The organism is Trichormus sp. NMC-1 (assembly GCF_001858025.1).
In the GTDB taxonomy this organism is placed as follows: domain Bacteria; phylum Cyanobacteriota; class Cyanobacteriia; order Cyanobacteriales; family Nostocaceae; genus Anabaena.
In genome coordinates this window covers 879,041-899,484 of the sequence record NZ_LZQD01000001.1, presented here as the reverse complement: position 1 = coordinate 899,484, position 20,444 = coordinate 879,041, and the positions used below count along the sequence as shown (strand labels likewise).

18 protein-coding genes and 3 pseudogenes are annotated in these 20,444 nt (G+C 41.9%); 6 read left to right on the top strand and 15 right to left on the bottom strand.

All coding sequences use genetic code 11. The annotated features are described in order from the left end of the window. Positions 1-105: 105 nt before the first annotated feature. From A9Y75_RS03985 to A9Y75_RS03955, 8 genes and pseudogenes are all read right to left on the bottom strand, one after another. Positions 106-1,758, bottom strand: a complete 1,653-nt coding sequence (locus A9Y75_RS03985; RefSeq protein ID WP_071188257.1) for a DUF1565 domain-containing protein — start codon at positions 1,756-1,758, stop codon at positions 106-108. A 414-nt stretch (positions 1,759-2,172) separates the two neighbouring features. Beyond that, positions 2,173-2,370: a hypothetical protein gene (locus A9Y75_RS03980; protein WP_071188256.1), complete on the bottom strand. Its 198-nt coding sequence runs from the start codon at positions 2,368-2,370 to the stop codon at positions 2,173-2,175. 264 nt (positions 2,371-2,634) lie between these two features. Next, positions 2,635-2,730: pseudogene (locus A9Y75_RS29305) on the bottom strand (low-complexity tail membrane protein); the annotation flags it as partial. 239 nt (positions 2,731-2,969) lie between these two features. Continuing rightward, on the bottom strand, positions 2,970-6,065 hold the full coding sequence (gene infB, locus A9Y75_RS03975; protein ID WP_071188255.1) for a translation initiation factor IF-2: 3,096 nt from the start codon (positions 6,063-6,065) through the stop codon (positions 2,970-2,972). Between the two features lie 490 nt (positions 6,066-6,555). Further along, positions 6,556-6,825, bottom strand: coding sequence for a YlxR family protein (locus A9Y75_RS03970; RefSeq protein ID WP_071188254.1), 270 nt, complete (start codon positions 6,823-6,825; stop codon positions 6,556-6,558). A 115-nt stretch (positions 6,826-6,940) separates the two neighbouring features. Next, complete coding sequence (gene nusA, locus A9Y75_RS03965; RefSeq protein WP_177176098.1) at positions 6,941-8,218, bottom strand: transcription termination factor NusA; 1,278 nt, start codon at positions 8,216-8,218, stop codon at positions 6,941-6,943. Positions 8,219-8,479: 261 nt separating this feature from the next. Continuing rightward, on the bottom strand, positions 8,480-8,941 hold the full coding sequence (rimP, locus tag A9Y75_RS03960) for a ribosome maturation factor RimP (RefSeq protein ID WP_071188252.1): 462 nt from the start codon (positions 8,939-8,941) through the stop codon (positions 8,480-8,482). A 167-nt stretch (positions 8,942-9,108) separates the two neighbouring features. Beyond that, the gene (locus tag A9Y75_RS03955) at positions 9,109-10,506 is read right to left on the bottom strand and encodes a hypothetical protein (RefSeq protein WP_071188251.1); all 1,398 of its coding nucleotides are present in this window, start codon (positions 10,504-10,506) and stop codon (positions 9,109-9,111) included. A 230-nt stretch (positions 10,507-10,736) separates the two neighbouring features. Here A9Y75_RS03955 and A9Y75_RS03950 point away from each other — a divergent pair, with 230 nt between their 5' ends. Continuing rightward, the gene (locus tag A9Y75_RS03950) at positions 10,737-11,267 is read left to right on the top strand and encodes a peptidoglycan-binding protein (protein ID WP_071188250.1); all 531 of its coding nucleotides are present in this window, start codon (positions 10,737-10,739) and stop codon (positions 11,265-11,267) included. On the opposite strand, the pseudogene rimP (A9Y75_RS03945) reads toward A9Y75_RS03950, so the two are convergent. Beyond that, positions 11,254-11,607: pseudogene (rimP, locus tag A9Y75_RS03945) on the bottom strand (ribosome maturation factor RimP); the annotation flags it as partial. The gene A9Y75_RS03950 and the pseudogene rimP (A9Y75_RS03945) sit on opposite strands and share 14 nt — an antisense overlap. Between rimP (A9Y75_RS03945) and A9Y75_RS26120 the strand changes: the two are divergent. Continuing rightward, positions 11,599-11,889 (top strand): hypothetical protein, encoded by a 291-nt coding sequence (locus tag A9Y75_RS26120; protein WP_177176097.1) that lies wholly within the window; start codon positions 11,599-11,601, stop codon positions 11,887-11,889. The pseudogene rimP (A9Y75_RS03945) and the gene A9Y75_RS26120 sit on opposite strands and share 9 nt — an antisense overlap. 207 nt (positions 11,890-12,096) lie before the next feature. Here the strand turns inward: A9Y75_RS26120 and radA are convergent, their stop codons facing one another. Continuing rightward, positions 12,097-13,665, bottom strand: a complete 1,569-nt coding sequence (gene radA, locus A9Y75_RS03940; RefSeq protein WP_071188249.1) for a DNA repair protein RadA — start codon at positions 13,663-13,665, stop codon at positions 12,097-12,099. 170 nt (positions 13,666-13,835) lie between these two features. Here radA and A9Y75_RS03935 point away from each other — a divergent pair, with 170 nt between their 5' ends. After that, entirely contained in the window at positions 13,836-14,564 is a 729-nt protein-coding gene (locus A9Y75_RS03935; RefSeq protein ID WP_071188248.1) for a response regulator transcription factor, read from the top strand. A gap of 232 nt (positions 14,565-14,796) precedes the next feature. Here the strand turns inward: A9Y75_RS03935 and A9Y75_RS03930 are convergent. Then, positions 14,797-15,054, bottom strand: a pseudogene (locus A9Y75_RS03930) (DNA repair protein RadA); the annotation flags it as partial. Positions 15,055-15,133: 79 nt separating this feature from the next. Here A9Y75_RS03930 and A9Y75_RS03925 point away from each other — a divergent pair. From A9Y75_RS03925 to A9Y75_RS03915, 3 genes are all read left to right on the top strand, one after another. Then, on the top strand, positions 15,134-15,772 hold the full coding sequence (locus A9Y75_RS03925) for a cofactor assembly of complex C subunit B (protein WP_071188246.1): 639 nt from the start codon (positions 15,134-15,136) through the stop codon (positions 15,770-15,772). A gap of 80 nt (positions 15,773-15,852) precedes the next feature. Further along, entirely contained in the window at positions 15,853-16,371 is a 519-nt protein-coding gene (locus A9Y75_RS03920) for a DUF456 family protein (RefSeq protein ID WP_071188245.1), read from the top strand. Positions 16,372-16,970: 599 nt separating this feature from the next. Next, on the top strand, positions 16,971-17,693 hold the full coding sequence (locus tag A9Y75_RS03915; protein WP_071188244.1) for a PEP-CTERM sorting domain-containing protein: 723 nt from the start codon (positions 16,971-16,973) through the stop codon (positions 17,691-17,693). 128 nt (positions 17,694-17,821) lie between these two features. Here A9Y75_RS03915 and A9Y75_RS03910 read toward each other — a convergent pair whose 3' ends face one another. The 4 genes from A9Y75_RS03910 to A9Y75_RS03895 form a co-directional block, all read right to left on the bottom strand. Then, on the bottom strand, positions 17,822-18,478 hold the full coding sequence (locus A9Y75_RS03910; RefSeq protein ID WP_071188243.1) for a phycobilisome degradation protein NblB: 657 nt from the start codon (positions 18,476-18,478) through the stop codon (positions 17,822-17,824). A 219-nt stretch (positions 18,479-18,697) separates the two neighbouring features. Continuing rightward, complete coding sequence (locus A9Y75_RS03905) at positions 18,698-19,156, bottom strand: CBS domain-containing protein (protein ID WP_071188242.1); 459 nt, start codon at positions 19,154-19,156, stop codon at positions 18,698-18,700. Positions 19,157-19,256: 100 nt separating this feature from the next. Continuing rightward, positions 19,257-19,679, bottom strand: a complete 423-nt coding sequence (gene mutT / locus A9Y75_RS03900) for an 8-oxo-dGTP diphosphatase MutT (RefSeq protein WP_143046353.1) — start codon at positions 19,677-19,679, stop codon at positions 19,257-19,259. A gap of 204 nt (positions 19,680-19,883) precedes the next feature. Then, the gene (locus A9Y75_RS03895) at positions 19,884-20,231 is read right to left on the bottom strand and encodes a DUF760 domain-containing protein (protein WP_071188240.1); all 348 of its coding nucleotides are present in this window, start codon (positions 20,229-20,231) and stop codon (positions 19,884-19,886) included. Positions 20,232-20,444 lie beyond the last annotated feature (213 nt).

Below are 20,444 nucleotides of genomic sequence, written 5' to 3'. Positions count from 1 at the left end.
GTTTTAGCACTGTCACCTGTCACCTGTTCCCTGTCACCTGCTATATATTCAGCACCAGACTAAAATTTGGTTTTTAGTCTGGCACTTTTGGTTTCCCAACTCAGTCTATTGAGCCGTGACTAAATAGGGAGAGGGAATTGGTTGGGCCCTGCCAGCATTGACGAGTGCCTGGTAAACAAAGGCAGCAATTTCTGCTCTGGTAGCCTGACGATTAGGATCAAGTTGTTTAACGGTGGGATAGTTAATCACTAATTGCCGTTGAGTAGCCGCAGCAACTGGTCCAGCCGCATAATTGGGGATTTGAGCAGCATCAGTGTAAAAACTGAGAACAGTGTTATTTTTAGCAACGAAGTTCAAACCATTAGCGAGAGCAACTAATGCCTGCACTCTGGGAATTTCCTGTTGTGGTCTAAAATTACCATCGGGATAGCCAGAGACAAATTGACTTTCATAAGCTGATTGAATTGCCCCATAAGCCCAAAAATTGCTTTTTACATCCTTGAAATTAATTGCTGGGCGTTTAGAGATGGGTGTTAAAGCTTTAGTGATAATGGTGGCGAATTGAGCGCGAGTTACAGGCTCATTTGGTTTAAAACTACCATTTGGGAAGCCTGCAATAATATTTTGGGAAGCCAAAGCTTCTATATAGGCTTTTGCCCAGTAACCTGTAGGCACATCCTTAAAAGTAGTAGGTTGACCTGTGGGTTGTCCTGTGGGTTGTCCTGCTGGTGGTTCAACAATTGCAGCCACAAAATTTACTGCACCAAAAATTTTCTTTTCATTAATGTCGTTACCAACAGCAAGAATCCTTTGCGATTTGGTGGAATTGTTCAAGTCATAACGAACGTTATCACGGATGAGATTATTACCAGGATTCTCATTAGTACCGAGGTTGGGGAGAGCATTGACAGTGACGACAATTCCATCTCGCGTATTATTCTGAATTACATTTTTACGCAGTGAGGGTTGAGCAGATTCTGAGATAAAAATGCCGTCTTTGTTTTGGACGATTTTATTTTCTGTGACTAGAGGTGTGGAAGTACCACCAATAGCCAAACCAAAACCCGTATCCTGAAATAAATTATTGCGAATTAATCCTTGGGCAGATTTAGCTATGGAAATCCCATTGCCTTGATTTTTCACAAAGACGTTATTTTCAATTTTGGGATTTCCTGTACCTGTAACAAAAATCCCCTCTCTGGCGCTGTTAGCAAAAGTACTGTTTTTAATAGTGGGATTACTCGACTCTACCCACACAGCAGTACCCCTCTGATTGGGGTTGGTAATAGCAACACCCGTAATAGTAGTGTTATTATCAGCAAGAATTGTAATATCTTGTCTAGCAAAGGTACGACTTGTGTAATAACCACCGCCGATAATCAATGTTCCTTCACCTTTAGTAGACTCGTTCCCTTGCAGTGTTACTCCTGGTTTGAGTAGTAGCGGGAAGTTTTCTCCAGACTCTTTGGTGTAACTTCCAGGAGCCAGTTGAATAATTGCACCGGGTTGAGCTTGAGAAAGGGCGAAGGTGATGGTTTTGTAGGGTGCAGTCGTAGTCCCAGCACCAGCAGTATTTGCACCATTGACTGGATTAACATAAATCACTGTTGCATTTACTGGAACCTGCGCCGTTAAGGTTGGGGTAGCACCAGCATTCACCTGACTAGGAATTAGCAGAGAACCAGCTGTAATAACTAGCAAAGCGGTGAGACTTGTGGGCAAGGATAGAGTAGAGATGTGAAAACCCCTATATTTCATGTTTATTTTTCTGATTTGCTTAATTACGGTACTTTAAACACAGTTTAAGGCAACAGATATGTAGCTGTAAAACCCATGCCCAACTATACCGAATGATCAGCACTTCATCAGCGGAAATTGTTATTAAAAAACAATATGGTTCAGTTATGGCAGTTGCACAGCCTGTTAATTGTTATACAAAAATTATAAAATTCAGACACAGAGAGACTTTCAAGGCTGTTAAGAGTTCCCTGGTATGAAGTTAGCCACAGCCGTGAGACTGGAGATTTATCTGCACCGGATAGGATGAAAAAAATATTTTTTTGATTATTGTGAAATTTTCTCAGGGAATATTGCGCGTGAAGCGGTGGGAAATAGGTTCTTATTAACTCCACGCGGTTTCAACAAACAAGTCTCCAATGATTTACTGTGTTTTTAATAAGCTAAAGTTTCTAAAGTTTCTCGTAAATACTTTTGGACTTGTTGTTCTAGGCGCAGACCCTGTAATTGAGCGTTACACTCTAGTTGCCAGCTTTGGAAACCAGAAGTAGCAGAGATTACATATTTAAGGTTGTGCCAAATTTGAGTATCACGAGAAAATTGGCCGGTGCTAGAAGCTGAAATTTGAGCCATAGTCCCTCATTCCTCATTTTTAACAGTTATCAGTTATCAGTTCCATGACTGGGTTTAAGTCCCCCACCATACGCTTTATAAATCCTAACAGTTCACTTCTCACAGATTGAACTTTCCGAGTCCAACAGTTTTGGATTTGAGATTTGGGATTGATGATTTGTTTTATCGATTCGGGGAAAGATATGAACAGTGCAAACCAAACCTAAAATCTATCTAAGAAAACAAGATGTGATTCTTGCGTAGCCTAAAAGTGGTAAATTGTTACTTAATCTTTTCTAAAGATAACGGTTCTATAGCAGCAAATTCTGTGTCATTAGTCACTAAAACTGGCATTACACTCAGAGGAATTTGCAAAAATAATCCCAATTTAAAAAATGATTGAGATCAATGGAAGCAGCAAAAGCTGATGTAGCAACTCTTGCAAAATCCAAAATCCAAAATCCAAAATCTAAACTGGTATAACTTGTTGTTAATTAAACAGTGAGTTTTTTTTATATGAGTCATGAGTGCTGAGTTTTCTGTTTTTGAGTGTTGAACCAAAAATAGCTTCAACCCAACACTCTTGAATTCACTCAGCACTCAGCACTCTCTACTCAACACTACTTAGTGAGTGTTAAAGTACGACGCTTGGTTACCATCTGATAAGCTTCGATGATGTCACCTTCAGCCCAGTCATGGAATTTATCAATGTTGATACCGCATTCATAACCAGAGTTAACCTCACGGGCATCTTCTTTAATCCGTTTGAGGGAGTCAAGAACGCCTTCGTAGATCACTTTATTACCACGACGTACTCGCAGTTTGGAATTACGAACGACCTTACCAGATTGAACATAACAACCTGCAACTGCACCACGACCGATGAGGATGACGGCACGTACTTCTGCTTGTCCCAAGGATTCTTCCACCAACTCTGGTTCGAGAAGACCTTCAAGGGCCCCTTGGATATCTTCCAAGAGTTTGTAGATGATGTTGTATTCCCGCACATCCACACCTGCTTCATCAGCGGCTTGTCTAGCGCCACTGGCGTAGGTGGTGTTGAAGCCAATGATGACGGCGTTACTAGCAGCAGCTAAGTCGATATCTGTTTCTGTGATTTCGCCCGCAGTAGCCAACAGCATCCGAATTTGGACTTCGTTTTGTGGAATTTGCTTGAGAGAGCCGATAATGGCTTCTACGGAACCTTGAACATCTCCCTTCAGGATCAAGTTGAGTTCTTTCAACTCGCCTTCTTGTGCTTGAGCCGATAAAGTTGTGAGGGTTACACGTCCCTGTAACAAGCGAGATTGGCGTTGTTTGTCGGCGCGATCGCTTGCTAAGGCTCGTGCTTCTTTTTCGTTCTGGAAGACCTCGAAGTCATCCCCAGCCGCTGGGACATCACTTAAACCCAGTACCTCAACAGCAAAGGAAGGACTAGCAATTTCTACACGTTTGCCTCTGTCATTAACCATTGCCCGGACTTTACCAAATGCCGAGCCAGCTACCAACATATCGCCAACGTGGAGAGTCCCGTTCTGAATCAGCAGGGTAGCAACTGCACCCTTGGCTTTATCCAAATGAGCCTCAATTACTGTTCCCTTAGCCACACGATCTGGGTTAGCAGATAGTTCTCCTACCTCAGCTACCAGCAAGATCATTTCCAGCAGGGTATCCAGATTTTCGCCCTTGATAGCGCTGACGGGAACCATGATTGTCTCACCGCCCCAGTCTTCTGCTGTCAGACCATAATTGGTGAGTTCTTGTTTGACGCGCTCTGGCTGTGCGCCTTCCTTGTCAATCTTGTTGATTGCTACAACCATGGGAACTCCCGCTGCTTGAGCATGGCTAATAGCTTCAATAGTTTGGGGACGAACACCATCATCGGCAGCAACTACCAGTACAGCAATGTCTGTCACCCGCGCTCCTCTGGCTCGCATAGCTGTGAAAGCTTCGTGTCCAGGAGTATCTAGAAAGACGATTTGTTGTGGTTTGCCCTCATGTTCCACATCCACATGGTATGCACCAATGTGCTGTGTAATACCGCCTGCTTCACCAGCCGCGACCTTGGTTTTGCGAATTGAGTCGAGTAGGGTGGTTTTACCGTGGTCTACGTGACCCATAATCGTCACTACTGGCGGACGGCGAATCAAGTGTTCCAGGTCTGCCACGTCGATCATTTCTGTGACCTTCCGGGCTTCGGCTTCTGGTTCGGCGATTTCGACTTCTACTTCTAGTTCTTTGGCTACCAGAGTAATTGTCGGAATATCCAGATTTTGGGTGATACTTACGGCCATGCCCTTCATAAACAGGATTTTCACAATCTCTGTATCGGCAACAGCCAAGCCCTCAGCCAACTCTTGTACTGTCAGCGGTCCTGTGACGACCAGTTTTTCTGGGCGATCGCGTTTGACCTCTACTTCTTGTTGACGACGGTTTTGGTCGCGGTGAGAACCAGATTTTTTATTTCTCGTAGTTGGTGCGGCAGCAACTAATGTTGGTTGCTGTGTCGGTCGAGTAGACTTGGGCTTAGGAGGACGAGCTATGGAAAGGCTGACCTGGACGGTTGCTGGAATTTCCAGACCCTCTTCATCCAGTAAGTCGTCTTCTTCAAAATCATCATCGAGGATGGGCTTGACTCGCTTGCCTTTAGGCCCAATCTTAGCCTTCTCTTTAATCTCGTCAATTATTTCCTCTTCCTGCCACTTTTTCCCACCTTTAGCTAGGCGAGGTGGTGTTGGGCGTTTTAAATCGAGGAGATCAGGTGCGATTGGCGCGTCATCTAACCCTTCTTTCTTCGCCCCTGCTCCTACCATGTGTCTTGGTGGAGTGGCAGTCGGCGCTACAGGTGATTCACCAGGACGTGCTGGTCTTGGTCGTTGCACATCCGTTGATGTTCCCGGTGCAGATGGTCTACTTGCCCTATGCTCCGGTTTTAGCGGTGATGGACTTGAACGGGTCTGCCTTTGTGGTGCTTGTGGGGCTTGGTCTGTGGTTGGCTTACCAACTTTTGGCTTAGGTTGGTCTCGATCCCGTTTTAGGATCGGTTTTTCTCCCTGAGATAGCTGCTCACTAGCAGACTCAGCTTCCTCCAAAGGTCTTGCCGGTGGACCTACTAGTTGTGGTTTTGGGGCTTTCTCTGGTTTTTGTCTGGGGGAAACTACTTTTTCTGGTTTTTCCGCTGCTATTTTTTCCGGTACCGGATTTGGATTAGGTGTCTGATCCGGTTCCGCGATACTAGGTTTCTGCGGAGTCTCCGATTGATTCCGGGGTACGGGTCGAGTTGGTGCCGTCGGCTTCATGGGTGAGACTGGTGTAGCGAAAGGCCGTGGAGGTGAGGGAGAATTGACTTCAGACGAAGCAACTTGGGTATTGTTAGCAACTGACGCCTCTGGGGCGTTGGAGGTAGTGTTTCTCAATATTTTGGGTTTGCGAATTTCCAAAATTTGCTGTTTATGTGATGCAGCAGGTCGGTTACGTCCGCCAGGTTGGGGTGAATTTGGTTTATGGCTGTTTGTACCTTGTTCCTTTTTCGGCGTGACACTCGTTGTTGCCAGTTTTTCCGCAGCTGTGCGAATCTGTTCAGCCTCAGATTCTGAAATCGTGCTGCTATGGCTTTTGACCGCGATGTTGAGCTGGTCGCAAATTGCTAATAGCTCTTTGTTATCCAAATTCAATTCCTTTGATAATTCGTAGATTCTAACTTTGCCGTTGTTCATCCACTCTTTCCCCTTTAATTTACAGTTTTAGCGGATGGTTGCCTGGTTTGTGACATCTCCATCCTTTGATCACTGTTTTTTAGGTTGCCCTTGGTGATGTTGCCGGTGCCTCCAATTAGGAAAGAGAGATGTTTCGGTTTATTGCTGGCATCCCCACCTGGAGTGGTGGTTGATGGGCATCCACAAAAATTTTTTTTTCAAAAAACTCTTGTGGAAACCCTCGATGCCGAACTGCGCTTTAGCGCTACCAGGTCGCCATGCTAATGGTTCTTGTTTTGCTGATTCTGAGTCTTCCACAACACAATCAAGTAAAACTTGTTGGGAGTATTGCTTCGTCGTCCCTCTCTAATTTTGGAGAGCCGCTGGCCTTTTACACCCATTTACTATTTTGGCACTAACCCCAACGATACCAGAGGGTGTGATGAGAGTGCGAATTGTTCGGCTTTCATCACAATTGCTCGCTTGGATTACCGTTGTCAAGTTGTTCCAATTAAATTTGATTTTGGGTATTGTTTTCGGTTAGACGCTGCCACAATGTTTGATACAGTGTTTCTGGCACTGTTCCATGTAGCGATCGCCCTAATCTATTTTTCTTCTGAGCCGCTTGTAGGCAGCCAGTTTGGGGACAAATATAGGCAGAACGCCCCATGCCCTGATCTAATTGTACCTTTCCAGATGGAAAGACGCGGACTATCCGCCAAAACTCTTCTTTTAATCCTACTCGGCGACAACTAATACAACGCCGATAATTTGGTTTCATCGGGTTTATATTCCGTCAGGTCAGCTGTTTGTGGTTGTTAAAGATGAACTTTTGTCTATCTTGACACCTGACAAATGCTTTTCTTGTCTTCACCTATCTGGTAACTGCTATGGGATTAATCTTCCTCTCTGGTATTAAAATTATGTTCCTCTAATTCTAATTCGTATTTATTTTCATCCTCTAGTTCCTCCATATCATTTTCATCATCCTCCGGTTGATATTTTGCCCTGACAGCCATAAATTTAGCATCCTCTGCTACATCGTCATATTTAGCTTTATCTTTAATATCGATTTTCCAACCGGTCAAGCGGGCAGCTAATCGGACATTTTGTCCTTCTTTACCAATAGCTAAACTCAGTTGATCTTCAGCTACCAGTACGTGGGTTTGGCGTGTTTCTGGGTCCATCAGCCGTACTTCATCGACTCTGGCTGGACTTAAGGCGTTGGCGATGTAGGTAGCTGGGTCAGGAGACCAGCGAATTACATCTATTTTTTCCCCCCGCAATTCATTGACTACAACTTGAATTCGTGATCCCCTAGCGCCAATACAAGCCCCAACTGGGTCTACATCACGATCTAGGGTATCTACTGCAATTTTAGTCCGAGGACCTACGTAACGGGAAGGAGGATTAGCTTCTCTCGCTACGGCCACAATTCTAACTACTTCATCTTCAATTTCCGGTACTTCGTTGGCAAATAAATAAACTACCAAACCCGCATCGGCACGCGACACTAACAACTGTGGGCCACGTTGCTGACCTTGGGAAACTTTTTTGAGGTATACCTTAAATGTGGCATTCGCCCGATAATTATCGTTAGGTAATTGTTCCCGCTTTGGTAATTCAGCTTCTACTTCTGGCTGACCAAAACCACTGGCCACTGCCAAAATTACAGATTGGCGCTCAAACCGCAGCACTCTGGCTTGCAAAACGGTTCCTTCCAAATCTTGGAACTCTTCTTGCACCATTTGGCGCTGTTGATCTCGCAATTTTTGTGCCAATACTTGCTTGGTTTGCATGGCTGCCATGCGCCCAAATTCTCCTTGGTCTGGGGTGACATCCAGTACAACTGAGTCTCCTGATTGAGCTTCTGGAGCTACTTGTTGTACTTCTTCTAGGGAAATTTGATGGTCGGAGTTGTTAACTGCTTCAACGATGGTTTTAGTAGAAAGAACGCGAAATCCTTCTCCATCAATATCAAGTTCTACTTCAAAATTATCAAAATAGTCTTCATCGAATTGTTTGCGCTCTAAATTTTGGGCGCGACGATAGCGTTCATAACCTTTAAGTAGTGCTTCTCTAATAGCTGATTGAACTGCCAAACGAGGTAAATTTCGATCTTGGCTAATTTTTTCAATTAAATCTTTTAATCCAGGTAAAGTGACCATTGACATAAGCAAGCTCCTTAATTTTCATGTAAGTAACCAGGACAATTTTGGATTTTAGATTTTGCTTTTTACAAGGATGTTTATACAGTATTAAGTTGTATCAATATCCCAGTAAACCCCCTTTTATCAAGGGGTAATAATCTTCTCCTTATCACCCTTTTTAAAAGGATTTCAGGGAAGTTAAAAGTATTTGATACATCACCAATAACTTTTAAAATATCCTCTTACATTTTTATCTAAAACCCCTAAGCTAAAATCTAAAATTGATTACTCACGCTCATCAATCTGCACCCTGGTAATTAGGGAACGGGGAATTCCAATTACACGACCTTTTTGGTTTAAGTAAACTGTTGTTTCATCTCGGCGAATTAAGTGACCAATCCACTCTTGTTGTCCGTTGTGGGGTGGAGAAGTGGAGATAACTACAGGAAATCCCTTAAAGGAAATAAATTCCCTGTCAGTTACCAGTTCCCGCGAAATACCAGGGCTGGATACTTCTAACATATAAGCATCTGGAATGATCTCGGCCACATCTAATTCGGCTTCTAAAGCACGGCTCATCCGCTCACAATCATCTAAACCAGTATCCTGTTGAGGATTACGAATATCTACCCGCAAAACTGGTGGACGTTGATTAGTGTGAAAAACTACGCCTACAATTTCCAATCCGAGTTCTTCTGCTACTGGTGTGGCCAGGTCAATAATTTGTGGTACTAAGGGATGAGTCATGCGAGAATTCAATAAAAAAAGTGGGCTTCGACCCACTTCCTGCGATAGGGATATCTTCCAAGAAGTCTTGTGACGAACCAATGTTGGTTCGCCCCTAACATGAGTGTAGCGTATTTTTTTCAGTTATCAGTTATCAGTTGTCTGAACAGATGCTGGCGATCGCAAGGCTAAGGCCGCAGGCATCGCATTTGTCGTGTTTGCTCGATAATTTGGTCAATATCTTCTTGGGATAAGCGTTGAACGTAGTTAATTTTGACTTCCTCTAAAAAGTCATTAAGTAAACTTTGCATTTCTCTGAGTACGTGTTTTTCCTTGATTTCAGAGCCAAGAACAGTAGTAAATTTTTCTATTAACTGACTTGAAAGTTTGGATGCTACTGGATCTTTAATGGCACTAACTAAGGCTATATATAGATTAGTGGTGATCTGAGTTGCTAGTTGCTCACTTAGCTGGGTTTGTGCCTGTGTGACTCCTGGCAGCATCAGCAGATTACGATAAAGCGGTACTTGCTGGAAAGCGGTTTCGATGTTGTGACGCAAAATGGCATTAATTTCTGGCTGAATTTTGGGTAATACTTGATTGACGATGGTTTGTACCAAAAGTCCAGCGATCGCTTCCACTTCATTTATATTATTAATATCTATGTAGGCACGCTCTTTTTCTGGCTGCAAAAGCCACCGAGTAAGATCACCCCGCTGAATTGAACCCTGGACTTGATTTATTACTCGTACCACCACTATTTCTGTGATTTCTTCAGCAAAATTGGCCACTATACCTTGATGGATTTGTCGCCTCACTAAATGTAGATCAATTAACTGGGCTTGATCTAGACGAATTATTACTGGTAAAACTCGCAACCAGCGCCAAACAGGAATTAGTAAAAATAAATCGTACCAACGCCACAAAATCGCTTCTAACAGGCTTAAATGCGGATTTTGACGCTTGATATAAAAAGTACGTCCTAGCAATTCCAAGCCAAATATTACTACAAACGGTAAATCAATTAACCAAAAAGCATCTGAAAAATCCCCATTTTCCTCAATTTTACGGTAATAATTAGTAGCCATTGAAGGGCGAATTTGCTGGTTGAAAAAACTAATTTCTTGAATCCAACCATTTTTAGATAAATACCCCGGACTCCAAAAAGTAGCAAAGGCTCGTTTTGCAGATTCCTGGCCGATACGTTCCCGCATCCGGTTTTTAATTTTTTCCAGAGATCCACTCTTACCTGCACCCAAAAAGGGATTACTATCAATCATCTCCCTGCTAAGACGGGTTATTTCCTCTAGCTGGATTTTTACCTCAGGTGAGTTTAGCCCAGTTTGGCTGATCTGTTTTTCTAATACAGCTACTGTTTCCAGATATTTTTTTGTGTCTCGATGGGGTTCAATACCTTTAATAGGGTCATAAATCTGAGTAATTTGGGGAATTCTTCGGTAATAGAAATCCCTCCATTGTACGTAACTTAAATCAAACAAAACTAAACCTAAGTTAACCGTGGCAGTAATTGCCATTAACCTTTCAAACCATAGATTCCGTTGCTTGGGGGATTTTAATTTACGCATTTATATTTACTAAGTATAGACAACTCACGATCTTTATTTTTTTAGCGCTGCCAATAAAATATCCGACTATTGATAGATGTCAAACAAAAATTGATTCATAGTTGTTCATAATCAATCAGATTCTAATTAATCAAAATTCATGAATATTTGAAAAATAACAGCTTATAGAAACTTAAGATACTTCTGTTAGTATTTCTATTTTGCTGATTTCATCCAAAGGAGTTATGAAAATGTGGTGTGATTTGGGAAAATCAAAGGCAACTATTGCTGTTATCTGTGTCTTAACAGTTAGCACTGTGATTTCAGGTACAGCGTTTGCTGTCCTTCAGCGTAATTACAAGCCGCAGGAATTTCGGGCTGTATTGCGTGGCTTGGGCTATAAGGTCAAAGTAACAAATGATTCATTGACCGATGAGGAAACTAAAAAAGCAATTAGCGAGTTTCAAAAAGGTTACAAGTTAAATGTTGATGGTAAAGCAGGCCCACAAACCCAGGCTTTTGCAGCTAACATTGTGCAAATTCTTCAAGGGAATTTGAATGCTGTGCTGAAGCCTAATCCTCTTCTGACCCGCGATCAATTTTACAGCACTCGGCTGGAAGAATTAGTGAAGGAGTATCAGAAAAAAAATCAATTAACGGAAACTGGTATTGCTGATTTAGCACTTCGTCAAAAGTTGAATGAAGAGGCTAAGACAGTTATCGGCCTACCAACAACACCAACAGTTAAACCGACTGCTAAACCAACAGTTAAACCCTGGTAATTAGGGAACGGGGAATTCCAATTACACGACCTTTTTGGTTTAAGTAAACTGTTGTTTCATCTCGGCGAATTAAGTGACCAATCCACTCTTGTTGTCCGTTGTGGGGTGGAGAAGTGGAGATAACTACAGGAAATCCCTTAAAGGAAATAAATTCCCTGTCAGTTACCAGTTCCCGCGAAATACCAGGGCTGGATACTTCTAACATATAAGCATCTGGAATGATCTCGGCCACATCTAATTCGGCTTCTAAAGCACGGCTCATCCGCTCACAATCATCTAAACCAGTATCCTGTTGAGGATTACGAATATCTACCCGCAAAACTGGTGGACGTTGATTAGACCAACAGTTAAACCAACTGCTACACCAACACCAACTGCTACACCAACACCAACTGCTACACCAACACCAACTGCTACACCAACACCAACTGCTACACCAACACCAACTGCTACACCAACACCAACTGCTACACCAACACCAACTGCTACACCAACACCAACTGCTACACCAACACCAACTGCTACACCAACACCAACTGCTACACCAACACCAACTGATACACCAACACCAACTGCTACACCAACACCAACTGCTACACCAACAACAACACCAACCCCCTAAGCTGCTGATTTATTTCTTCTTAAGGTCTGTCTTTGGGCTTGGGTAGAATGGAACGACGGTCATCATCAGGCATAAGAATATACTGAATGGTAAACCGTCTTTCCTGCGGCCGATGGTAAGCTGTTACACACAAGGTTTTATACTCATCATTATTTTGTATAATTTATCATGTCTGATCCATTGTGATCGCTGGGAGTGCATCTGCGGTTACTCATCCTCTTCATCTGGTTCTAAATCTTCTTCTGTCAGTTCCTGATGGGGGATAGCGGCGATGATCGCATCTATTACTTTGGATACTGGCAAAATCTCGATATTCAAATCGGGGAATTTTGTTCCTTTGGGAACGATCGCTCTTTTAAAGCCTAATTTGGCTGCTTCTTTTAACCGCAATTCCATTTGGGACACTGATCGCACTTGTCCACCTAACCCTACTTCTCCAATCAAAACTGTAGCGGGATCAACTATTCTGTCTCGGAAACTAGCAACAATAGCGATCGCTATTCCTAAGTCTACTGCCGGTTCTTCTACATTCAAACCCCCAGCAGATGCTACATAAGAATCTAATTTCGACATTGGTATTCCTACTCGCTTTTCAAGTACGGCGAGAATTTGCACTAAGCGGTTATAATCTACGCCGGTTCCAGCCCGACGGGGAGAAGGGTAACTAGTAGGACTGACTAAAGCTTGTAATTCTACAACTATCGGCCGCGTTCCTTCGCAAGCTACGACTATGGCTGTACCAGGTGCGGGGTCATCACGATTGCCTAAAAATAGCTCGGAAGGATTGGCTACTTCTCTTAATCCTTCAGATACCATTTCAAATATACCAATTTCGTGTGTTGCTCCGAAACGATTTTTTACTGTTCTTAATAATCGGTGGGAGGCAAAGCGATCGCCTTCAAAATACAATACTGTATCAACTAAATGTTCTAAAACTTTTGGCCCTGCGATCGCGCCTTCTTTGGTGACGTGTCCGACAATTAACATGGTGACATCTTCATGTTTTGCCACTTTCATCAAGGCTGCGGTACATTCCCTTACCTGTGCCACTGAACCTGGTGCAGATGTCAAAGCTGGAAAAAATACAGTTTGGATACTATCAATCACTGCCACATTCGGTTTGAGAGAGTCTATTTCCCGCAATATTTCTTCTAAATCCGTTTCTGGTAAGACATATAAGTCTGCACCAATACTGTCGGGATCGATTTCTACTTCAGTAATTTCCTTTAAATCTTTAGTTTCTGTTTCCCCTGTTTCTTCACTTTGCTTTTCCTCAGTAATTACAGTTAAGGGTTTTGACATTCCCAAACGCGAAGCACGTAATTTTACTTGCTGTCCTGATTCTTCCCCAGTGACGTAGAGGATGCGGTATTTTTGCGCCAATTGATTGGATACTTGTAATAACAGAGTCGATTTACCAATTCCTGGATCACCGCCAATAAGCACCATCGAACCAGGGACAACCCCACCACCCAGTACCCGATCTAATTCTCCATAACCAGATTCCCAACGAGCAATTTGGCGATCGCTAATTTGATCGAAAGTCAGCGAGGCTCTTGCTTTAGCTGGTTTAGCTGATTTGTTAGTAGATTTAGCATGAGTTTGAGCAGCGTGCCAATTACCAACTCCCCCCCGATTAGGTACATCTACCCCAAAAGGGCTGGCATTTTGTTCTATCAAAGAGTCATAAGTGTCACAATTAGAACACTTTCCAAACCATTGGGAGAACTCTGATGCACAATTACTGCAAATGAAAATGGTTTTTGGCTTTGCCATGCTTAATTTTTCTTAAAAAATCTTAATTGTTCCTTAAGTTTTATAAAAAACAGAAGTTCAATCATAGTAGTAGTTACGGCTTTTTTTTAATCAGTTGATGGAATGATATCTTAATATTATGGTATTAAAAATTCATCATGTAAGATTTTAGTTAGGGAGCCTAGGGAAACTTGGAAAGTCATAAAGAAAAAATCCTGGTAGTAGACGACGAAGCCAGCATTCGCCGGATTTTGGAAACGCGCCTTTCCATGATTGGCTACGATGTAGTAACTGCTGGCGACGGTGAAGAAGCTTTAGAAACTTTTCGCAAAACTGAACCAGACTTAGTAGTATTGGACGTGATGATGCCAAAGCTGGATGGCTATGGTGTTTGTCAAGAATTACGTAAGGAATCAGATGTCCCCATTATCATGCTAACAGCTTTGGGAGATGTAGCCGATCGGATCACGGGATTGGAATTAGGTGCTGATGACTATGTAGTTAAACCATTCTCCCCTAAAGAGCTAGAAGCGCGAATTCGTTCAGTGTTGCGACGGGTAGACAAAACCGGTGCCACTGGTATTCCCAGTTCTGGGGTAATTCATGTTGGGAATATCAGAATTGATACCAATAAACGCCAAGTCTACAAAGGTGACGAGCGCATTCGCTTGACTGGTATGGAATTTAGCTTATTAGAGTTGTTAGTAAGTCGCTCTGGAGAAGCTTTTTCCCGTTCAGAAATTTTGCAAGAAGTTTGGGGATACACACCCGAACGTCACGTAGATACTCGCGTGGTAGATGTGCATATCTCCCGGTTGCGGGCAAAATTGGAAGATGATCCCAGTAACCCAGAATTGATTCTCACAGCCAGAGGTACTGGTTATCTCTTTCAACGCATACTGGAAGCAGGAGAAGAGTGAAGAAGGTGACAGGTGACAGGTGACAGAGAAAAGCAGGGATCTTCTTAAGGTCTGTCTTTGGGCTTGGGTAGAATGGAACGACGGTCATCATCAGGCATAAGAATATACTGAATGGTAAACCGTCTTTCCTGCGGCCGATGGTAAGCTGTTACACACAAGGTTTTATACTCATCATTATTTTGTATAATTTATCATGTCTGATCCATTGTGATCGCTGGGAGTGCATCTGCGGTTACTCATCCTCTTCATCTGGTTCTAAATCTTCTTCTGTCAGTTCCTGATGGGGGATAGCGGCGATGATCGCATCTATTACTTTGGATACTGGCAAAATCTCGATATTCAAATCGGGGAATTTTGTTCCTTTGGGAACGATCGCTCTTTTAAAGCCTAATTTGGCTGCTTCTTTTAACCGCAATTCCATTTGGGACACTGATCGCACTTGTCCACCTAACCCTACTTCTCCAATCAAAACTGTAGCGGGATCAACTAGGGCAGGGGGCAGGGGGCAGGGGGAAAAATAAATATTCTTCCCCAATGGCTAATGACTAATGACCAATGACTAATGACTAATGACTAAATCTGATCCCAATCGAGTTTTGCGGCGTTTACCCCTAGTCGTTGGGGGTTTAGGCGCTGTACTTTTGTTGATTAATCGGTTTTTGACACCAGAACTCACTAATTCCCAAGCGCGTGGTGATGTGCTGGGGGTGATTCTGAGTGCGGTGTTAATTTTAACGGGTTTAATTTGGCAACAGGTACAGCCTCGTACACCTGATACAGTAGAACTGATTGGAGAAGAAGGTTTTTTCTTAGCGGCAGATTTACCAGAAACCGTGAAAACAGAACTAGCTTGGGCATCGCATTTATTATTAACTAATACAGTGACGCGATCGCTCATCGTTTACTATCAAGGTAAAGTTCTGTTACGTCGCGGTATTCTGGCTCCTAAATCTGAAGTTATACCAGGAGCTATCTTAAAAAGAGTCCTGGAAACACAAAAGCCAATTTATTTAGTTGCTTTGTATGTCTATCCAGGCAAAATAGAATTTGATTATTTACCAGAAAACACACAAGGTGTAATTTGTCAACCTATCGGCGCTCAAGGTGTATTGATTTTAGGTGCAAATGCTCCCCGTAGTTATACAAAGCAAGATGAGAAATGGATTGCGGGTATTGCCGATAAATTAGCTGTTACACTTCGGGAGTAGTTAGTTTTCAGGTTTTGTAGTAAGCACTTTAGTGCTGAGAAAATAAGGACTAAAGTCCTGACTACGCGCAATTACAAATTATGCAAATTATTTACTGGCTGCTAGTAGCCGTCATGGTTGTAGGTATTATTGGTGCTGTAGTTCCCGCTATCCCTGGAAGCAGCTTGATTTTAATTGCCATTATTATTTGGGGAATTGTCAGCAGTTCCTTTGCAGCGATTAAAATTCCCCTGATAGTCACAATTATTGTTCTACTTTTGAGTATGGGAGTAGACTTCTTAGCTGGTTACTTGGGAGCAAAACAAGCCGGCGCTAGTAAATGGGGGCAAATTGGCGCTGTGGTGGGATTGTTACTGGGATTTTTCGGATTATTACCAGCGTTACCCTTTGGCGGTCCATTATTAGGAATTCTACTGGGACCACTTTTAGGTGCAATTATTGGTGAGTATATTTACTGTCGTGACTTAGGACTTGCGGTGAAAGCTGGGATAGGAATTACAGTAGGAACGCTGGTAGGGAATTTAATTCAAGGTATTCTCGCTGTTAGTGCAGTGATAGTTTTTGTGTGGACAACATGGCCTCAGGTATACGGTGGTTAGAATTTAGTTCCGTACTCCTGCTGCCAAGGAATACATCTTCATCATAAGTTCATACAAAAATCATAGGTTTATAAAATAGGCAAGCTAGTACGGTACAGCAGCAATAACTAAAACCTAATAAAAGGATAGAAAGCAAATACAATAAGCCTTCTATCCTTTTTTATTTTTCTTCTGGCAATGTGTAATAGCAACTGTTGGCTGAAAAAATGTCAATCAGTGATAGGTTCTCTCTACTGACTTGAAACTCCCAAGATGCAAGGACATTACCATAAAATTACACACTTATAACTTAGGCTCAGGAAGCAAAAACACCCAGACTAATAATGAAGATTCTATCAAGATGCTTCAGTATATCTTGCATACTCTAAGTAATTATGTAATTATCACAGTGTAGGGAATGCAAGATGAACAAAAAAAGCGGTAACACTACTTAATGTGTTATTCAAGACAGCAATCCCACTCTACTTTCTACATTAAAGATGATTCCCACTTAGGGCTTAAGGGTATTTCCTGAACTGTTAAATAATTTCAGGATTGCTGTGCGGTAAAAAATATGTTCGGTTTTGTAAGTAAATTTTTGATAGGAGCCTTAGATTACAATGTTTAACTTCAAATCTCAACTTTTAGGCGCTGCTGCTGTATTACCTATTGCTGCGGCTGGTTTATTTACCTCCGCTGGTTCTGCTCAAGCTGCTGCACTTGTAGGTGATTTTAGCTTCAATGGTGGTACAACAGTTAATCCATTTGCGAGCAGTACAGTTAAGTTGACAAAAGATGCTCTCTACTTTGAGCCTCAGCCAATTACCCCAGTTGCTATTGCCTCTCAGAGCGGCAACTTTTCGAGTTTCAATTCAGCTAACATAGGTAATATCATCTCCTTCAGTGGTGATACTGCTGATAACCCATTTTTAGACTTCGGAAACCTTACTATACCTGGCCTTATATTACCAGCTGAGAGTACTGCTTCTTTAACAGATAGCCTGAATACCTTTACTCTAAAATCTTCTGATTATAAGGTGGAACAAAGCGGTGCTAACGTTAGTATAAACGTTGAACTGTGGGGTTTCTTTACTAGTGCTACTGGGGAGATATCTAAGGGAGCAGGAAACATAACTTTCCAAAAAAATAATACGACGGTTCTCGCTGTAAATACTCTTCTTAACAATGGTGAAACATTAACTAGTGCTTCGGGTAGTGGTTTGACCTTCTCTGGTGCTGCCTTCACAGCTAAGTCTACTCCCGAACCCACAACAATGTTAGGTTTAGGTTTAGTAGCTGCTGGTATGACCGTAGCTCGTCGTCGCAAAGCTGTAACAGCGTAGTTTGAAAGACTGTTTCTAATATCAAAACCTTAATTTTCTATCTGGTTGGAGTGCAGCATTTTACCAACCAGGTCTTTTTGAACAAGATACCCGACTTCTTTAAGAAGTCGGGTATCTTGACCTTTCATTCATTCCAAAGCTTTTTTCGCTTCTTTACTAATAGCTTCTACATCGTCATTCACCAGAGTTTCTAAAATAGATTTAGCTTCCGCACCACCCAAACGAGCTAAAGCTTGGACAACTCTGTAACGCACTTGCCAATCTGAATTAGTCACATAAGGAACTAAGAGGGAAACTGCTTCTACATCTCCCAATTCACCAAGGGAACTAATAGCAGCAGTTTGAATTAACCCATTATCTGAGGAAAGTGCTTCTTTGAGGAGTTCAAAGCTACGAGGATCACCCAACTCTCCTAATGTAGCGATGATACTAAATTGTACGAGCCATTCTGGGGTTGTATGGTAAAGCTGCTGTAAATCTTCAAAAGCAGCTTGTAGTTTTAGCGCACCTAAACAATCTGCTGCTGCTGCTTGGACATCCGCTTCCGGATCATTAAGTAAATCCCGCAACATATGCAAAGATAAATCTAAATCCTGGGTTCCCAATGTATCCATCTGACTGACAGCCGAGTAACGGACACGGGAATTACTATCAGTAACGCCAATTTTAATTAGTTCCAAAGCTGCTTTCGGTTCTAGTTCCCGAATTTGATTGACAGCACGCAAGCGATCGCTTAAATTCTCAGAACTAAGTAATTCTTTCACAGATTCAGCAGAAATACTCATTTTTAATTATCCTAAATTGTCAAATTGGTAATTGGTAATTGGTAATTGGTAATTGGTAAAACTCCTCTCCCGAATCTTTTTCTCTCGTTCCCATACTCTGTATGGGAATGAATTTTAGAAGGCTCTGCCTTCTATTTAGAGGTAGAACCTCTTGATGGCATTCCCAGTCAGAGACTGGGAACGAGGTACATGAGGTACTGTCACCTGTCACCTAATCTTCTACTCTGCGGCCATAGCGCGAATAATGTCTCCACGAGTCAGAATACCAATAACTTTACCCGTACTGTCAAGCACTGGGAGACGATGAACTTTATGTTCTTGGATTATTTTTGCAGCTTCTTTGAGGGATTTATCAGGAGAAATAGTCACAGGATTTTTGCTCATTACCTCTCCCACAGTTTGTCCCAAAGCCTTATGTAAATCTCGTTCATAAGCACCAGGGTTTTGTAAATAAATCACACTATCCAAAAACATAATGTATGCAGGTGGAGTCACACCAGTTTCTTGCCACATTAAGTCTGTTTCTGATATAATACCTACCAATTTACCAGCATCATCAATCACAGGTAAACCACTAATTCGTTTTTCTGCCAAGATTCGGATAGCTTCTTTTAAAGGAGTTTCCGGACGAACGACAATAGGATCACTGCTCATCACGTCAGCAACGGTTTTAGACATTTTTTTACTTACACCTTTTATAAAAGTCTTTATTAATTATTGTAGAAAATTGTGGGTAACAATTGCATAAGGTTCATACATCGTTACTTGCAGAATAGGCTCAAAAATTGCCATCTTTATATTGTTTCAGTGCTGCAATAATTTCTACATTTGCTTCAGGAAAAGTAAATTGATCTAATTTATCCCATGTTACCCAACGGATTTCATCACATTCTATTGCTTGGGGAACACCTGTTAAATGGTAACAGTGATGCACAGTCAAAGTAACTCGCAAATGTTTGTAAGTATGATCAATCGTAATCAGATGTTCTCCAACTTTAATTTCTATACCCAGTTCTTCATAAATTTCTCTTTGAATACACTCTTGGATAGTTTCACCTATCTCAATTTTGCCCCCAGGAAATTCCCATAAACCGCCCATTGTCCCTCCAGGAAGACGACGATCAATTAAAATTTGCTCTTGGTTGTTCCAAATAACGGCAACACCAATAATTTTATGAGGTACTGTAGATATTTCATGCATGGAATTCAGTAAAATTCAATAATTAATAACTAATAAAAAACTCGACAAACTAATTTTCTTTATGTCGAGCTTGCACTTTTAGTAAATTTGCAATACAAAATTTTAACATTTATTAAATTAAAAAAAACACCAATTAATAAAATTCTGCTATTGAGATAACAAATTTGGGTACAGAATTTATTTAACTGGCGTTAATTAATTACTTTAGTCAGCAACATCACTGTTATTGATTTCAGTTCCTTGCAAAGCTGTATCAAAACTCATTCTTTGTTCAGCGTTACGCAAAAAGTAACCGCTAACCATAGCAGAGGCTAGTAGCCGACCTAAATTTTCCCGACTGGTGGTAATAGTGACACCAAAGTGTTCAGGAGGCAGGTTGCCCAAAAGTCCCATAATATTTCGTTCCATCACCTGAAAAACTTCAGGGGAAGTGGGTTTAGATAGTTGGTTAACTGTTTCTGGAGTCAATGATTTAACATACTGCCATAGTAAATTGCTGGTTTCGGACTCACTATCAAAAAATTCTGAGACTCGTTTTGGCTGGTTATTCACGATTTATCTCCTTGATTACCACTATTAATTGCGGTATTTGTGACTGGAATAATCAATAAACTATGTTGTATTGGATTTAACTGACAATTATATATTCATGTCAACCAATCTAACAGGTTATTCCTTTCCAAGGAGTCGGTTTAACCGTACCAAAAGCGTGGTAATTTTGCGAATAGGTGATGGGTGTTGGCGGTAGCCTGCCGTTAGAGGCGC

Bases quoted from the DNA above. Each gene is read 5' to 3' on its own strand.
- A9Y75_RS03985 (WP_071188257.1), bottom strand. From the start codon at position 1,758: ATGAAATATAGGGGTTTTCACATCTCTACTCTATCCTTGCCCACAAGT.
- A9Y75_RS03980 (WP_071188256.1), bottom strand. From the start codon at position 2,370: ATGGCTCAAATTTCAGCTTCTAGCACCGGCCAATTTTCTCGTGATACT.
- infB (WP_071188255.1), bottom strand. From the start codon at position 6,065: ATGAACAACGGCAAAGTTAGAATCTACGAATTATCAAAGGAATTGAAT.
- A9Y75_RS03970 (WP_071188254.1), bottom strand. From the start codon at position 6,825: ATGAAACCAAATTATCGGCGTTGTATTAGTTGTCGCCGAGTAGGATTA.
- nusA (WP_177176098.1), bottom strand. From the start codon at position 8,218: ATGTCAATGGTCACTTTACCTGGATTAAAAGATTTAATTGAAAAAATT.
- rimP (WP_071188252.1), bottom strand. From the start codon at position 8,941: ATGACTCATCCCTTAGTACCACAAATTATTGACCTGGCCACACCAGTA.
- A9Y75_RS03955 (WP_071188251.1), bottom strand. From the start codon at position 10,506: ATGCGTAAATTAAAATCCCCCAAGCAACGGAATCTATGGTTTGAAAGG.
- A9Y75_RS03950 (WP_071188250.1), top strand. From the start codon at position 10,737: ATGTGGTGTGATTTGGGAAAATCAAAGGCAACTATTGCTGTTATCTGT.
- radA (WP_071188249.1), bottom strand. From the start codon at position 13,665: ATGGCAAAGCCAAAAACCATTTTCATTTGCAGTAATTGTGCATCAGAG.
- A9Y75_RS03925 (WP_071188246.1), top strand. From the start codon at position 15,134: ATGACTAAATCTGATCCCAATCGAGTTTTGCGGCGTTTACCCCTAGTC.
- A9Y75_RS03920 (WP_071188245.1), top strand. From the start codon at position 15,853: ATGCAAATTATTTACTGGCTGCTAGTAGCCGTCATGGTTGTAGGTATT.
- A9Y75_RS03915 (WP_071188244.1), top strand. From the start codon at position 16,971: ATGTTTAACTTCAAATCTCAACTTTTAGGCGCTGCTGCTGTATTACCT.
- A9Y75_RS03910 (WP_071188243.1), bottom strand. From the start codon at position 18,478: ATGAGTATTTCTGCTGAATCTGTGAAAGAATTACTTAGTTCTGAGAAT.
- A9Y75_RS03905 (WP_071188242.1), bottom strand. From the start codon at position 19,156: ATGTCTAAAACCGTTGCTGACGTGATGAGCAGTGATCCTATTGTCGTT.
- mutT (WP_143046353.1), bottom strand. From the start codon at position 19,679: ATGCATGAAATATCTACAGTACCTCATAAAATTATTGGTGTTGCCGTT.